The sequence below is a fragment of the Brevibacillus sp. YAE8 genome, assembly GCF_057543335.1.
The window spans coordinates 1-12,902 of sequence record NZ_BAAIYG010000015.1 but is presented as its reverse complement, the minus strand read 5'-3'; the positions used below and the strand labels follow the sequence as shown (position 1 = coordinate 12,902).

General features: G+C 50.4%; 20 protein-coding genes, 1 rRNA gene and 1 pseudogene. 4 read left to right on the top strand and 18 right to left on the bottom strand.

Annotation, left to right across the window (positions count from 1 at the left end):
- Positions 1 to 39: 39 nt before the first annotated feature.
- The 7 genes from AC27IT_RS16950 to AC27IT_RS16920 all read right to left on the bottom strand — a co-directional run bounded on the left by AC27IT_RS16950 (position 40) and on the right by AC27IT_RS16920 (position 2,295).
- A complete protein-coding gene (locus tag AC27IT_RS16950) occupies positions 40 to 210 on the bottom strand; it encodes a hypothetical protein (RefSeq protein ID WP_487091938.1) in 171 nt (56 codons plus the stop codon).
- The gene (locus tag AC27IT_RS16945) at positions 207 to 425 is read right to left on the bottom strand and encodes a hypothetical protein (RefSeq protein WP_487091937.1); all 219 of its coding nucleotides are present in this window, start codon (positions 423 to 425) and stop codon (positions 207 to 209) included. Before AC27IT_RS16945 ends, AC27IT_RS16950 begins: the two co-directional genes overlap by 4 nt.
- Positions 422 to 1,054: a helix-turn-helix domain-containing protein gene (locus tag AC27IT_RS16940; protein WP_483073059.1), complete on the bottom strand. Its 633-nt coding sequence runs from the start codon at positions 1,052 to 1,054 to the stop codon at positions 422 to 424. Before AC27IT_RS16940 ends, AC27IT_RS16945 begins: the two co-directional genes overlap by 4 nt.
- A 48-nt stretch (positions 1,055 to 1,102) precedes the next feature.
- Positions 1,103 to 1,420: a hypothetical protein gene (locus tag AC27IT_RS16935; protein WP_487091936.1), complete on the bottom strand. Its 318-nt coding sequence runs from the start codon at positions 1,418 to 1,420 to the stop codon at positions 1,103 to 1,105.
- A gap of 204 nt (positions 1,421 to 1,624) precedes the next feature.
- Positions 1,625 to 1,762: a hypothetical protein gene (locus AC27IT_RS16930; protein ID WP_171506274.1), complete on the bottom strand. Its 138-nt coding sequence runs from the start codon at positions 1,760 to 1,762 to the stop codon at positions 1,625 to 1,627.
- Between the two features lie 31 nt (positions 1,763 to 1,793).
- Entirely contained in the window at positions 1,794 to 2,015 is a 222-nt protein-coding gene (locus AC27IT_RS16925) for an excisionase family DNA-binding protein (RefSeq protein WP_487091935.1), read from the bottom strand.
- Positions 2,016 to 2,052: 37 nt separating this feature from the next.
- Positions 2,053 to 2,295 carry a helix-turn-helix transcriptional regulator gene (locus tag AC27IT_RS16920; RefSeq protein ID WP_487091934.1) on the bottom strand — a complete coding sequence of 81 codons (243 nt, stop codon included), beginning with the start codon at positions 2,293 to 2,295 and terminating at the stop codon, positions 2,053 to 2,055.
- Positions 2,296 to 2,450: 155 nt separating this feature from the next.
- Between AC27IT_RS16920 and AC27IT_RS16915 the strand changes: the two genes are divergently transcribed.
- The 4 genes from AC27IT_RS16915 to AC27IT_RS16900 all read left to right on the top strand — a co-directional run bounded on the left by AC27IT_RS16915 (position 2,451) and on the right by AC27IT_RS16900 (position 5,080).
- On the top strand, positions 2,451 to 2,801 hold the full coding sequence (locus AC27IT_RS16915; protein WP_487091933.1) for a helix-turn-helix domain-containing protein: 351 nt from the start codon (positions 2,451 to 2,453) through the stop codon (positions 2,799 to 2,801).
- Between the two features lie 91 nt (positions 2,802 to 2,892).
- A complete protein-coding gene (locus AC27IT_RS16910; RefSeq protein WP_487091932.1) occupies positions 2,893 to 3,522 on the top strand; it encodes an ImmA/IrrE family metallo-endopeptidase in 630 nt (209 codons plus the stop codon).
- Complete coding sequence (locus tag AC27IT_RS16905; RefSeq protein ID WP_487091931.1) at positions 3,519 to 3,872, top strand: hypothetical protein; 354 nt, start codon at positions 3,519 to 3,521, stop codon at positions 3,870 to 3,872. Before AC27IT_RS16910 ends, AC27IT_RS16905 begins: the two co-directional genes overlap by 4 nt.
- An 11-nt stretch (positions 3,873 to 3,883) precedes the next feature.
- Complete coding sequence (locus AC27IT_RS16900; RefSeq protein WP_487091930.1) at positions 3,884 to 5,080, top strand: tyrosine-type recombinase/integrase; 1,197 nt, start codon at positions 3,884 to 3,886, stop codon at positions 5,078 to 5,080.
- A gap of 77 nt (positions 5,081 to 5,157) precedes the next feature.
- Here AC27IT_RS16900 and AC27IT_RS16895 read toward each other — a convergent pair.
- From AC27IT_RS16895 to AC27IT_RS16845, 11 genes and pseudogenes are all read right to left on the bottom strand, one after another.
- Positions 5,158 to 5,430 (bottom strand): annotated as a pseudogene (locus AC27IT_RS16895) (DUF4046 domain-containing protein); the annotation flags it as partial.
- A 97-nt stretch (positions 5,431 to 5,527) separates the two neighbouring features.
- Entirely contained in the window at positions 5,528 to 6,037 is a 510-nt protein-coding gene (locus tag AC27IT_RS16890) for a hypothetical protein (protein WP_327944896.1), read from the bottom strand.
- Positions 6,034 to 6,453, bottom strand: a complete 420-nt coding sequence (locus AC27IT_RS16885; RefSeq protein WP_005831486.1) for a TadE/TadG family type IV pilus assembly protein — start codon at positions 6,451 to 6,453, stop codon at positions 6,034 to 6,036. The genes AC27IT_RS16890 and AC27IT_RS16885 overlap by 4 nt, the downstream gene beginning before the upstream one ends.
- On the bottom strand, positions 6,453 to 6,947 hold the full coding sequence (locus AC27IT_RS16880) for an A24 family peptidase (RefSeq protein WP_005831488.1): 495 nt from the start codon (positions 6,945 to 6,947) through the stop codon (positions 6,453 to 6,455). The genes AC27IT_RS16885 and AC27IT_RS16880 overlap by 1 nt, the downstream gene beginning before the upstream one ends.
- The gene (locus AC27IT_RS16875; RefSeq protein ID WP_007786427.1) at positions 6,944 to 7,120 is read right to left on the bottom strand and encodes a hypothetical protein; all 177 of its coding nucleotides are present in this window, start codon (positions 7,118 to 7,120) and stop codon (positions 6,944 to 6,946) included. The genes AC27IT_RS16880 and AC27IT_RS16875 overlap by 4 nt, the downstream gene beginning before the upstream one ends.
- Before the next feature lie 67 nt (positions 7,121 to 7,187).
- Complete coding sequence (locus AC27IT_RS16870) at positions 7,188 to 8,096, bottom strand: type II secretion system F family protein (RefSeq protein WP_283858516.1); 909 nt, start codon at positions 8,094 to 8,096, stop codon at positions 7,188 to 7,190.
- Positions 8,097 to 8,100: 4 nt separating this feature from the next.
- Entirely contained in the window at positions 8,101 to 9,000 is a 900-nt protein-coding gene (locus AC27IT_RS16865; protein ID WP_283858515.1) for a type II secretion system F family protein, read from the bottom strand.
- Between the two features lie 13 nt (positions 9,001 to 9,013).
- Positions 9,014 to 10,495, bottom strand: a complete 1,482-nt coding sequence (locus tag AC27IT_RS16860) for a TadA family conjugal transfer-associated ATPase (protein ID WP_005831496.1) — start codon at positions 10,493 to 10,495, stop codon at positions 9,014 to 9,016.
- Positions 10,496 to 10,504: 9 nt separating this feature from the next.
- The gene (locus AC27IT_RS16855) at positions 10,505 to 11,908 is read right to left on the bottom strand and encodes a CpaE/TadZ family protein (protein ID WP_283858514.1); all 1,404 of its coding nucleotides are present in this window, start codon (positions 11,906 to 11,908) and stop codon (positions 10,505 to 10,507) included.
- Entirely contained in the window at positions 11,905 to 12,633 is a 729-nt protein-coding gene (cpaB, locus tag AC27IT_RS16850; RefSeq protein WP_005831499.1) for a Flp pilus assembly protein CpaB, read from the bottom strand. Before cpaB ends, AC27IT_RS16855 begins: the two co-directional genes overlap by 4 nt.
- Before the next feature lie 155 nt (positions 12,634 to 12,788).
- Positions 12,789 to 12,902: ribosomal RNA gene (locus AC27IT_RS16845) — 23S ribosomal RNA — on the bottom strand; the annotation flags it as partial.

Genomic DNA, 12,902 nt, shown 5'->3' with positions numbered 1-12,902 from the left:
CATGATAAGCTACCAGTATCGAATATTTGTTTGATTTGTTTAGGCGGTCTGTTGAGAGCAGGCCGTCGTTTCTTTTTGTTTGAGTTCTTCTGCGATCTTCCGGGTAATTTGCTTGTACACCTCGTGAGCCACCATATCTCCGGCGGTTTTGGCAACCATCATCATTCGCTGATAAAAGATCAATTGCTTGCGGAGTGTCTCAGTGCTCACGCTGTTTCCCCCTTTTCCTTTCCGAAGAATCGCCTCATCCATTGTTCTTCGCGCCGCTGTTTGATCTGCAGCACCTTTTCCGCAGTGATCCGTTTTTTTCGGGCGTCCACCATCATGCCGTGCTGCTCACTTCGTCGAGCTGTGTCCAGTAGCGCATCAACAATATGGATCAGTTGCTCTTCGTCCAATCCATCCAAGCATTCCAGATGGCTCATACCAACGTCCCTCCCGCAAAGAGAAGTTCCTGCCTTTCTCTGCGCATCAACTCGCGCGGATCGGTCACGACAATTTCGTTCGCCCTTGCCTCAACCAACCAGTTCTTCTGATGCACTACCGGATCGATTCCGTACCGCTCGTCCATCAGGATATGTACGTCGTCTCCCACTTGGAAAAGGTCCTCAATTTGCTTTCCAAGGTGGATTAGACTCCGTTCATAAGCATCTGTAACTGGCTGCCACGGGCGCTGCTGTCGCCCCTCTTCGATTGCCTCATTGGCTGCCTCGATTACGTCCTGGCACTGCTTAATCAGGTTGTACAAAGCGCCTGTAAAGTCTCCTAGCAGTCGCGGATCAGTCGGCGGCGGGGCATCCCCGTACATGTGTTTCAGCATGCGTATGGCGCGGTGGTTGTCGCAGATCCTGACGAATTCTTCTGCGTCCTCTCGGGACGGCGTAGCCCGGCCGTTAATCACGTCTGACACCCATCTGGCCGATCGGCCGATTTGCTTGCCAAGCGATTCGTACGTCATGTGTTCGCCTGTTCTTTGGTTACGGAATGCGTATTCGCAGATGTCGTGTATCCGTGAACGGGCGTAAAGCGAAACTGTAGTGCTACTGTTCCCCATCTGTTCCCCTCTTTTCTATTTGGTTTTCAAGGTATGATTAGGACATGCTCATCTTCCAGACTCCCCCTCGGTTACGATGGGGCGTTCTTTTTTATCCAGATACTCCGTGTACATGCGGATGTACCTCGTACTGATGCGGTTTGTCTCGACGGCTGTATAGTTATAGCGCGATCCACTGACCAAGCAGATCTGATAGAAGTGAACCAGTTCCCTCTCGTCCGTGAGCAACACACTTCTTACGTAAAGGTCATCGGATAGAGCAGTTTCTTCGTCGGCCAGGCACACTATTTCAATGTTTTTGGCGGCTTGAGCGCTCACGAACTTTTCAATAGCTTCGTCCAGTTCGGGAAACCGCACTTTGGACATATGTTTCACCTCGCTTTCGTCACACAACTGCATACAGCGTCGAGTCTTGGCAGTGACCTAACCGTTTCCCTTACCTGACCTTTGACCTTGCTCAGCTAACACGGTTGTATGTATTCCGGTACGGCTCCCCTTACGGATCGTCGCTCGCTCCCGCTCTTCGGCGCTCTATGCAGTTGTGTGTGGATGGGATATTAAAATGGATTACTACAGCTTCACCAGCAGGAAGGTGTAACGACCGTTTTTCTTCTCGATGTCGTAGAGTGTCCATCCTTTTTGAAGCAACTCGTTTGCTTCCTTGGCGCTGTTTGTTTCGTGCAGGCTGTTGATGTCTGAGAAGTTCATGAGAGCCTCCTTTCGTGTTTGTCCGTCACCCTTATGATCTTGCAAGTCTGATTATCGGCAGATCACTTTTGGATTGAATTGACATCGTTTCTTGGTTCGCCATCCAGCGATCCACGGTTTCCTTTCGAAACAGAATCCTGTTGCCAGCACGCAGATGAGGAATCTCCCCTGCCTTGCACATCATGGTCAGCTTCCAGTAGCTGATCCCAAGATATTCGGCGGTTTGTTTCGCGGTCATTGTAACCTGGTCCATGGCTGTTTCCTCCTTTACAGGTCGAACCCAAGCCCTTTCAGGCGGTTTGTGGTTCTTCGTCAGAGTTTTTTTGATACGATTCGTCGCAATCTTTTTCAAAAAAATTTAAATCAGGTTTAACTTTCAAAGCCTTTGCAATCATTTTCATTTGTTCGATGCTTGGGTTGTGTCTACCGCGCTCTATATGAGCGTAGTTAGCTCTTGTCATACCCGCACGCTTTGCTACATCTTCTTGCGTGAGTTTCAAAGCCTTGCGACGATTAAGCATCTTAGTTCGCATTTTAGCCACCTCCTTGATTTGCTACGTTGTGTATCGGTGTTGATTTAATAATACGATACACAACGTAGCATGTCAACTAATTTAGATACATTTCGTCGCAGTTATTTTTACGATACATTTTGTAGAGTAAAATGGAGCCATAAGGTGGTGATACAATGGCGTACGGAGAACGGATATCCGAACTACGAACCAGACTAAAACTTACACAAGATGAACTTGCCAAGAGACTCGGAATCACCCGTGCAGCTCTATCCCACTATGAGAAAGATAGAAGAGAACCAGATTACGCCACTCTCCAAAAAATAGCTGACTTTTTTGAAGTGCAAGTTGACTACCTTTTGGGGCGTACCGACGACCCATCTCCTTCCAATAAACAGTCATCAGATGAGCTTACTACGATCATGTATCACAAGTGGGATCAGTTGGACGAAAAAAGAAGAAAACAAGCACTGAAACTGATTGAGATACTGGAACAAGAAGCTGATGAAGAAAACAACAAGAAGTAGCATTCATAATCAACAATAATGAAAGCCCTTTTGGGCTTTTCTTTTCAACTAAATATACGAACATATATTCTTGTTTTTGAGGGGGAAACACATGCTGCAATGGTTTTTTTACAAGCCGACCGAAATCGAAAGACGTATTCAAGTGCTTTACCAGTCGATAGGTATTGGGTCGCCTGCGGACATACAAGAAGAGCAAATCGCATCGCTACTTGATATCAAACTTCGCTACGAAGATGCTCCTTCGTTTTCGTTCGAAAAAGGGAAATTCCGCTGCATCGTGATTGATAACACACTGCCAGCGGACGAGCAGCGCAAGCACTTCTTCCACGAACTCGGGCACCTTTTCCGAGGCCACTCGGGCGATCAAACTCGCTTTCCTGATCTGTTCCGAGGTCTCCTGGAAGAGCAAGCAGAACACTTTGCCAAAAATGCCATGATGCCTTACCACATGATCCAGACGTTGCCGCTGCCGGAATACGAATGGGACTTCCCCCATCTGATTGCATCCACTTTCCGGGTACCGCTTGATATGGCAAAAGACCGCTGGGAACAGATCAAGCGCAGAATTAATACAGGACGATGGGAGCAAGCATGCATTGAACGTGAGCGTAATCGCTACCGGAAAGCTGAACCTGCGACCTGGTGTGATGAAGCGAAGCGGATGTTTCGAATGGCTATTGACCGAAAACTGCAAAAAGGACAAGGAGTGATAATCCGATGAAAATTCGCGTTTATTATGACTACCACGAAGGGAGTCTTGTGCCACAGAAATACATGATCTCATTTCGCAAGGGCGAGTTGCCGTGGGATCGCGAGAAAGTCTTCGTCCCTGTAGCTGCCCCCTTTGAACGTTTAGGTATCGAAGATTTCCTTCCTGATTCGTTGGCTATGACAGTTTCGTTAGAGAACATGATTTTGAGCGCGGACAAGCCAGGTAAGTTTGGGATCTTCCTACCGCCTCTCCGACAACGCGCAGTCGATGGCGGGGTGGACTACTGGGAAGTGGAGAACCTTGTTATCCAGGTGGCCGATCTGGAGGAGCTCCTCCAGATGAATGAATTTATTATATAGGAGGAGTAAACATGGCTGGGTCAATCGAAAAACGCGGAGAAAATAGTTGGCGCCTTGTTGTAAGTGGTGGATTTGGACCGGATGGCAAGCGCATCCGGCACAAACGGACCGTCCAGGCAAAGAGCCGACGGGAAGCAGAAAAGATGTTGGCTCAATTTGTTGCAGAAGTAGAGGCAGGTACGTATGTGGCGCCCGCAAAGATGACGTTTGCCGAGTTTGCCGAGCGTTTTATGGCTGACTCGGCGGGTAAGCTGGCGATGCGGACACAGATCAACTACCGTCAATTGATCGACTTGGCTGGTCCTCTGTTTGGACACATGAAGATGGAAGATATCAAACCTCTCCATATCCAGGACTTTGTAAAATATCTGGAGACAGTCCCTAAACGATCGCGCGGGGAAGGACTGCTTTCAGCCAACACGATTCGACTTCGGCTGCGCTTGCTGCGGAACATGTTCACGGTCGCGGTTGACTGGCAGATTCTTAAAGATAACCCTTGTCGCCGAGTAAAGGGGCCGAAAAAAGAGAAACCGCAGCAGACTTACTACGACTTGCCGGATATTTCCCTCCTACTAGATGCACTTAAGGAGGAATCTTTGCAATTCCAAGTCTTTGTGTGGCTGGCGATTACAACGGGCGCGCGTTTGGGCGAGTTGTCCGCTTTGTCTTGGACAGACTTTAACTTTGAGGCATCCACGGTTCGCATCGAACGGGCTGCGAAAACTTATTCGGGACAGGGCGTCAAGATAGAGAAAACCAAGACGGAAGACAGCGAACGAACTATAACGATCCCGCGCTTTGTGTTTGATATACTACGCCTCTATCGCAAAGAATGGACGGAACTTCGTTTATCGCTCGGCAGTCTTTGGAAAGCGGACGATCTTCTGTTTGTCACCAGCAACGGAAAACTCCGGTATCCCGAACACAACGGCGGTATTTTTCGCCGTTTTATCAAAAGACACAATTTGAAACACCTTACCCCGCACGGATTGCGCCACACCTCCACCTCGTTGCTAATCGCTGCTGACGTGCAAATGAAGGTCATCAGCGGACGTTTAGGGCACAGCACGATGGCTACCACAGCGGACATCTACAGCCACCTCCTGCGAACTGTTGACCAGGTTGCAGCTGAAAAGCTGGGGGCTATGCTAGAGGCTGCTGCTGGGGACAAACTGGGGACAAACTTTGCTTCTGGGGACAAAAAATAACCAATCTAATCCTCGTTTAGCACCCGCAAATCCTTGTCATACCAAGCGATACAAAACGGCACCAAATAACACTTCTACTCCACAATGTAGTACACATCTTCCGCCTTTGCCTCGATCGGCGGCTCGATGTACTCGCGGATCAAATGCAGCTTCAATTGCTTTATATCCTCCAGACTCAACTCGCGTCTCGCCTGCTCAGGCGTCCACTTTTTGACGTTTTCTATCGCATAGCGGACGATTAACTGGACCTTCTGCTTGCGGTACTGCGCATCTTCAAATTCATACGGGGAAAAGCGTTTCTGCTCTCCGTTAAGAATGCGTTTGTACCGATCGACAATTTTGGACGGCACTGCCCCTCACTCCTATCCCCATTTTTGGAATATACTCCTAAATTACCACGAGTGATTGGGACAAAAATAACAGTGCTCGGCTTCGTTATCCAGCCCTTTAGTCATACACTCCCGATTGCGAGACACGAGCTATTTTTACATCCAGCTCTCCCCAAAACACAGGAATGCGCTGCTCTACCTCTACTTGCAAATGATAAATGCCTTGCCGATACAAATAGGCTCGCTCCCCTTTTTGGTGCACGGCGGAAACCCCGGCAGCCCTGCTCTCCAGTGAGGACTTGTTCAGCCGCCATAAAATAGCTGCTTCCTCACGAGCGCCCCTGATTACTTCAGCATCTGCCTGCTCGGCTTCCTGACTGGTTGCATAAAGTCTGCTCTGCGTCTCCCCATCAGTATCCGTGTACTCCCACAAACCTGCAGCCCGCGCTCCTTTGGTCACCAGATCGGCAGTATGCTGAACGTTCATTTCCAAAAAATCGGCCTGCTCCGAAAACAACAGCAAAGACAACAAGCTGCCCAAACAGAAGAGAAAAAAGAGCATCGTAATCATCGTGGCCCCGCTCTCTTCTTTTGCGCGTATCTCCGCAAGCTGCCACAGCCCGGTCATTTTTTGTCCTCCGCATTTTCGACCATCATGTAATAGCTTTCGGACAGCTCATAAACCGCGCCCGTGGCAAGCAAGCGAAAACTCACCTTCGCCTCAGCTTTAAAGTGGTTTCCTTTTTTCCAGCCGCCTCCGTCCAGCTCCAGCACAATATCGCGCTCGGCAACCTCCATGCCTTGGTCAAGCTCGGCCATGCCCCTCTCTCTCGCGTGGTATTTTGCCAGTCCAAAATTGGGCTGCACAGCAGCGATTCGGCCAGCCTCGTATGCCGCTGCCAAAGCCTTTTGGCGGTTGTACAAAATCGTGAACTGATCGAACGAAAACACGATCAGCAGCCAAACCAATGGAAAAATCAAGACAAACTCAATCAATTGACTGCCCTGCTCGTCCCGCAACCATCGCCTCAGCATTGTTTTCATCAGGCTGCCCCCACCTTATGCAGCATCTGGCGGAGCAAAAAAGCACCCAGCAAAAATACGGCGTAAGGAAAAGCGAACGCCGTTTTCTCTACGCCGGGAAGCCAAAGCTGCCGATGCGCCGTCCATCCCACTGCCATCACAAACAAATTTTTTCCCAATCGGGACCATCTGCGCGGATAAAGCAAGACAAATAAAATGCACAAAACTATCGAGTGAAGAAATAGCGGATACACCTCTGCCCAGCCGCTCCATGCCCCAATCGCCATGAGCAGCTTCAAGTCACCCATTCCCATGCCCTTGCTGGCTACAGGGATGGCCGCCAGCAGAAATGCCCCCATCACACCTGATAACGACGTCCACAACGATCCAGTGTGCCACTGATAGCAAAATCCAAGCACAATCGCGGAAAACGTGAGCGTATTAGGAATTTTGCGATGCCTCCAGTCAAACCATGCGGCGATTGTCAGCAGACCGCCTACAAGCACATTTGTCATTTGCTGATCTTTTCTTGCAGTTCCTTCAGCTTGGCGTCTTCAGCTTCCCCTAATGATGCCAGCGTCGGAATAATCAAGATAAGGATCACCGCCACAATGATGACCATTTCCACAATCGTTACGCCGTCTTCCTCGCTCCAAAAGCGTTGGAAATAGCTTGCGATAAATAACATCTCCTTCACTCCTTTATCAGATCGTACTTTCACTTTGCCAAAAGACAGCGCAGCCTTGCAAAAATATTTACAACCGCTCTCCGATGCCCATCAATGCCGGGCCCATCACGAGAAATAACAAAGGAACCCCCATAAACAAAATCACAAAAGGGAGCAGGCGAATGTTCAAACGGTTCATATGAGCTGCTGCTTCATCCTCTTGCTGCCTCACCTGTTCCTCGATTTGCACGGACAGCATTTGCGAAATGCTGACGCCCTTGGTGACTGCCTCATTCATCTCCAAAGCGATCGTGGTCAGCGCATCGACCTCCCAGCGGAATGCCAGTTCCTCCAATGCTTTTCTCCACGATCCATGCCGTTTTTCCGCGACCTCCAGTTTGGCAAGCTCTTGGCCCAGCCTGGCATTGAAGCGACGAGCCGTCTGCTTTACCGCCCCTTGCAGCGGCATACCTGCCTCGACCAACGATTGGACGATCCCAAAAAAGACGGGCACTTGTTCGCGTATTTCCGCTTTTGCCCGCTTATCCATCCAGTCGAGATAAAACGTCGGCAACAAATACAGCCCCAAGCTGAGCATCAACGGATACCCTGTTTTTATCCCGAGCATTTCCCCTTGGGCCAGCTTCAGCAAAAGAGCTAACAGAGAGGAGGCGACCAGACACATGCAAATCAGCCTCGCCAAAACCACTTCGACCAAACGAATCGGCAGGTGGAGCCGCGAGATGATTTCTTCCGTTTTGGAAGCATGGATGCCCGTCCATCTGCATAACCGCTGCAGAAGCGGCGGGTGTCTTTCCAGCAGACGAACCAGTGTCCAGCGAGCTTGTCGGCGCTCGAATGCTTGATCGAGCTCTGCCTGCTGCTCGATTTCAATTCGACTAAACAAGCTAGAGAAAAAAGAAGCTCCCTTGCCCAGACAAGCAGGGAGTCCATAAAGAAAGATGGCAAACCCAATCAGAGCGCAAATCACAAGCATACGCTCACCCTCCCCGGTGCACACTTTTGTGCGCCATGTAGCGAATCGCTTCTCCCCCTAGCAAAATACTCGCCAGGCACGCTAAAATGAGCAGCCGCCCCCCTACGGTTGCTGTCAGCGAATCAAAATGATGCGGATTGTTTGCATACAGCGCCAAAATGAAGATGAAGGGCATCACGCTCAAAAGATTCACTTGCGCGACAATTTGGGCCATAGCGGCTTTTTGCCTGCGCAGCGACTGTCTGCGGCGCAAAATGGAGGAAGCCGCCAAATCCAACGTTTTCGCCATGTCTCCACCCATTTCTCGCTGGATTTGCACAATCGTAGCCAAATATTTGACATCGGCTGATCCCGTTCGCTCGTAAAAGTCATTCATAACGTGCTCCAATGGCACCTGTGCCCGGAGCAGCTCGACAATTCGCCTATACTCTGCCGTTACAATCCCGTCTAAAAATGGGCTTGCCGCAACCTGCTCAAAAGCATGCAAATAAGAGGGCGACGTACGCAGCGAGCTTGCCATCAGGCGGATCGCTTTTATATTGCCAGCCTCAAATTTGTCTTTGCGTTTGGCTCCCCACACGCTGACCAAACGCTCTGTAAACAAGACGCCAGCAAGCAAGGCGGGAAGCGCCAGCCACCACGATTGCAGTAGTTGGCTGCTTATCCCAAACGACAGAACCCCCAAGAAAAAAGACAGCGTGACATAGTGGTTGATTCCCCAGCCTGAGCGTGACTTCGCCAGCCTTTCCTCCAACCGATTCCAGACCGTTTTTCTGTCCCGCTGAAGCAATCCCACAATCTCGTGCTTGCCCGCTCGCTCACGGACATGCATGTTTTGCGGAATGACGAGCAAAAATGTGGCAAAACCAATTCCTATGGCGACAGGCATGCTGATGTCAGCCAAAGTCCCTTCCCTCCTAGACTTGTATCGGCGTTGTAAAAAATACTTCCTCAATTGCTTCCCGCGACAATCCTTTTTCCTGCCAGCGCTTGATGATTCGTTCAGGCCTATAGCCTGTCCACTTGAAATGCCCTTTTACTTTTCCGTCCTGGATCCCCGTCGCTTCATACACAAAGATATCTTGCAAATACACCCGGTCCGGCACAACCTGCTTGACGTTGCACGCTCGTTTTATCCATTCCTCGTGCGATTGGCCTGTGCCGACAACTTCCGTGATGGCAACCACTTTGCGGCTGCCGTCCTCCTCAAACCGCTTTACCTGGACAATCAAATCCAACGCCGAGCCAATCATCAGATTGCGTTCCTCAGCACTGTACACTTCATCTGCCTTGCCAAACAAAATCGGCAACGTAGAGTCGACCAAGGCTCGCGGCGAGTTTGCATGCGCTGTACTCCAGCTACCGGGGTGGTCCGTATTCATCGCCCACAGCATATCGACAATTTCCCCTCCCCGTGTCTCGCCCACCATAATGACGTCAGGACGCTTGCGCAGCGATAAACGTACGCAATCCTTAATGGAGAAGCCGCCTTTTCCTTCGTAGTTGGCCGGCTTTGCCAAAAGCCTGCGGACAAAAGGATGCTGCAGCTTCAGCTCGAGCACGTCTTCAATCGTGATGATGCTCAAATGTTCAGGAACGTATTGGGAAATGAGGTTCAGCATATGGGTTTTGCCTGAGCCTGTTCCTCCGCTGACGATCCCGGACGCTCTGGATAAACCGACGGCTCTTTGCAAAAACAAGAGCATCGGTGCGCAAATCGACCCGTAACGCAAATAGTCGCTTTCACTGAGCAGCTCGCGGTGTTTGCGAATGGTGAGCGTGTGCCCGTCCGGCGAAATGGAACGATGCGTGGCTGCCACCCTTGAGCCGTCAGGAAGCTGTGTATGCAGCTCCGCCTTTGTCTCATTAAACTCCCGGCCCATCGTCGCAGCAATTTGTTCCAGCAACTGCAGCATTTCTTCTTCGTCGCGAAATACGACAGCCTCGTGCTTTTCCAGCCTTCCGGTACTTTTGCGTTCCACTACCAGATAATTATGGCGATGAAACAAAATTTCCGTAATATCCCGGTCCTCCAATAGCTCATCAAGCGCTCCCCAGCCAGTCAAGGAATGCAGCAGTCGTTTTACTTCCGCCTCCAAATGCATGGACGAAAGCGGCACCTGCGACTCCAACAGCATTCTGATGTCGGCTGTCAACTCTTTCTTGAAGGCGGGAGAATGCTTATCCTCCCACAAACGCCTGCCGTACTTCTCCACAATTTGGGTACGAACAAACGTTTCTGCCTCGCTGCCAATCGACCGCTCCTGACTGGGTGCAGGCTCTTGCTTTTTTTCAAACAAGGTAGCAGGCGGCCCGGACGTTTCCCGCCCGATCGTTCGCTGCTCCTGGCCTCTTGGCAACTGATTGGATATCCCCAGCAATTGTCGTTTGTCGAACATAGCGCCTCCCTAGCCCCACAACCAGCGCAAAAGGGATGGCTTCTCGCTCTGCTTCCCTTTTACAGCGGGCTTTTTTGTTTCTTCGTCAACCGGAAACAATGCCTTTCCTAACGTTTCAATGGCCTCCCTGGCGGCACTTCGCCCGGCTTGCATCATGACTGGAACTCCTGTGTTAATCGACTTTTTCACTTCTCCATCGTCAGGAATGGAAAAAATCCTCTTGCTTGGATGGAGCTGAAAATAAGCCCGGATTTCTTCCAGCGTAAACATTTCTTTTCGCTGCAAGCGGTTCATGCACACCTGGATTCGCTCTTCCGGATACTCTGCTTCTCTCAGCAGCTTCAGCAGGCGTTGAATGTTTTCGATCGAATCCACTACAGGAGTGCCTACCATCACAACATGCTCGGCAAAAAAGAGGGCTTGGATCGTCGCATCAGTCGTATCGGGCGCAGTATCAATCAAAATGACATCGTAGCTACTCTGTTTGAGCGTCTCCAGGATGAGATACAAATGATAATCGCGAATTTCAAAGCTTTGCCGAATATCTCTCGGGGAAGTAAGCACGCCCAAACCCGATTCCGTATGCTCAACGACGTACTTTTCGATCTGCTGTGGAGACAGCGGCAACACGGAAGCAAGCTCCTGCCATTCCTCTTGCCGGACAGCATACGGGTCTAGGCCGCGCTTTTGAGCAAATGCGTGGAGCTGGCTATCGAGATCTTGTACCCACGTAAACAAATTGGGCGTTCTGGGCAGATTCAATGTGGTGGCGAACGTCCCCAAGTCGAGATTGAAATCGACTGCCAGCACTTTCAAAGGGCGCCCTTCCTTTTTTTGCGTGGAAAAAAAGATCGCCAGTTCGCGCGAAATAAACGTTTTTCCGACGCCGCCTTTTGGGCCGTACACCGTAATGAGGTGCTTGATCCCTGCCTTGGTTTGACCGTTGAACGCCGGTGAAGGTTCTGCAAACTGGTCTTGCGGGTCAATCATGCCTCCTTGTTGCTCTTTGGGAAAATGTTGCGGAGGCTGTGCTGGAATCCTGGCGTCCAAGCCCGGGCTCTGAGCCATCATGGCTAGCGCTTCCACTTGTCCGGATTGTACCGGTTTGGCGATTACCCAAATACCCAGGTTTCGAAAAAACGGCTCCCACACCAGCTCATTGGCCGAGCATGCTGCTATAAAAGACAGATGAGGAAAAGCAAGGCGGAATTGCTGGCACAAAACGCCTCTTTCCGTTTCTTTTACACCTCCCAAAAGAACGAGATCCGGCCTGGATTGCTGCAGCTTTGCCCATGCCTCGTCTACGCTGGCAGCCTCCCCGCATATTTCGATCAACTGACTGCCCGCAAGCTGGTTGGCTAGCAGACGCGTTGCCTCTCGATCATCGTCTACAATGAGTAATCGCCTTTTCACCCTTGTTCCTCCTTTTCCAAGCCCCTTCGTTTTTTGGTTTTCATCAACTCAGCGGCGAAGCTGGCATCGCCTATTCCCGCCTTGTGGTCGTCCATTACCGCAGCCAGCCCCAATCTGATCTTGCCGTAATGAAGAGCATGCGTTAGCAAAACGGCCTCTTCTCTCGTCAAAGAAAGGGTAACAGCCTGCAATTTCGGTTGATCTCCTTCCATCTCCCGTTGAACGGCCAAAATAGGCATATTTTGCAGGAGTAAACCGGAGTGCGCCCCTGCCTCATCTTCAAACGAGGCGTAGACATGCACTCTTTCTCCTGCGGAAATGTGCGGTGAGACGCCTGCCACATTATCCACCGGAATGCTCATCCCGGTTCTTTTGTCTCCCAACGAGGCTTCGTTTCCCTTCTGATTGCCTAGCTCCAAATCACTTGGCAACAAAGGTCTTCCTCCCTTCACTTGACGCGAAAAGGGCAGCCCGATCAGGTCCTGTGCCTCTGTCCATGGAATCAGTCCTGGAATGGGATCAGAAGTTGTTTGAAAAAGACCTTCCAATGCCAAGGTCAGCGGCTCCATATCTTTTGCCTCCAACAATTGTCCGCTTTCTTTTTCCACCGTTGGCCGCAACTGAATATAAGTCACATCATGCGGTTTTAAAATGGTGTAGGCACCGATTCCGATACATGTCGCCAATAGTAACAGGGCCAATAACCGCAGCGGATGAACTGACATTCTCTCCCTCCTCTCAATTGCTACTAGCGTAAAGGAAGGGGTTGGGACAAAAAAAAGAAACAACAAAAAAACCGTGCAGATATTTCTGCACGGTTCTTCACTAACTATATTCGTTCATTCCCTGAAAACTGGATCTGCATGTTTGCTAAGAGTGTGTGGATAAGTCCTCGACCGATTAGTATTCGTCAGCTCCACGCGTTGCCGCGCTTCCACACCGAACCTATCAACCTCATCGTCTATGAGGGGTCTTACCAGCTTAACGCTGTGGG

Bases quoted from the DNA above. Each gene is read 5' to 3' on its own strand.
- AC27IT_RS16945 (WP_487091937.1), bottom strand. From the start codon at position 425: ATGAGCCATCTGGAATGCTTGGATGGATTGGACGAAGAGCAACTGATC.
- AC27IT_RS16940 (WP_483073059.1), bottom strand. From the start codon at position 1,054: ATGGGGAACAGTAGCACTACAGTTTCGCTTTACGCCCGTTCACGGATA.
- AC27IT_RS16935 (WP_487091936.1), bottom strand. From the start codon at position 1,420: ATGTCCAAAGTGCGGTTTCCCGAACTGGACGAAGCTATTGAAAAGTTC.
- AC27IT_RS16930 (WP_171506274.1), bottom strand. From the start codon at position 1,762: ATGAACTTCTCAGACATCAACAGCCTGCACGAAACAAACAGCGCCAAG.
- AC27IT_RS16925 (WP_487091935.1), bottom strand. From the start codon at position 2,015: ATGGACCAGGTTACAATGACCGCGAAACAAACCGCCGAATATCTTGGG.
- AC27IT_RS16920 (WP_487091934.1), bottom strand. From the start codon at position 2,295: ATGCGAACTAAGATGCTTAATCGTCGCAAGGCTTTGAAACTCACGCAA.
- AC27IT_RS16915 (WP_487091933.1), top strand. From the start codon at position 2,451: ATGGCGTACGGAGAACGGATATCCGAACTACGAACCAGACTAAAACTT.
- AC27IT_RS16910 (WP_487091932.1), top strand. From the start codon at position 2,893: ATGCTGCAATGGTTTTTTTACAAGCCGACCGAAATCGAAAGACGTATT.
- AC27IT_RS16905 (WP_487091931.1), top strand. From the start codon at position 3,519: ATGAAAATTCGCGTTTATTATGACTACCACGAAGGGAGTCTTGTGCCA.
- AC27IT_RS16900 (WP_487091930.1), top strand. From the start codon at position 3,884: ATGGCTGGGTCAATCGAAAAACGCGGAGAAAATAGTTGGCGCCTTGTT.
- AC27IT_RS16890 (WP_327944896.1), bottom strand. From the start codon at position 6,037: ATGACCGGGCTGTGGCAGCTTGCGGAGATACGCGCAAAAGAAGAGAGC.
- AC27IT_RS16885 (WP_005831486.1), bottom strand. From the start codon at position 6,453: ATGAAAACAATGCTGAGGCGATGGTTGCGGGACGAGCAGGGCAGTCAA.
- AC27IT_RS16880 (WP_005831488.1), bottom strand. From the start codon at position 6,947: ATGACAAATGTGCTTGTAGGCGGTCTGCTGACAATCGCCGCATGGTTT.
- AC27IT_RS16875 (WP_007786427.1), bottom strand. From the start codon at position 7,120: ATGTTATTTATCGCAAGCTATTTCCAACGCTTTTGGAGCGAGGAAGAC.
- AC27IT_RS16870 (WP_283858516.1), bottom strand. From the start codon at position 8,096: ATGCTTGTGATTTGCGCTCTGATTGGGTTTGCCATCTTTCTTTATGGA.
- AC27IT_RS16860 (WP_005831496.1), bottom strand. From the start codon at position 10,495: ATGTTCGACAAACGACAATTGCTGGGGATATCCAATCAGTTGCCAAGA.
- cpaB (WP_005831499.1), bottom strand. From the start codon at position 12,633: ATGTCAGTTCATCCGCTGCGGTTATTGGCCCTGTTACTATTGGCGACA.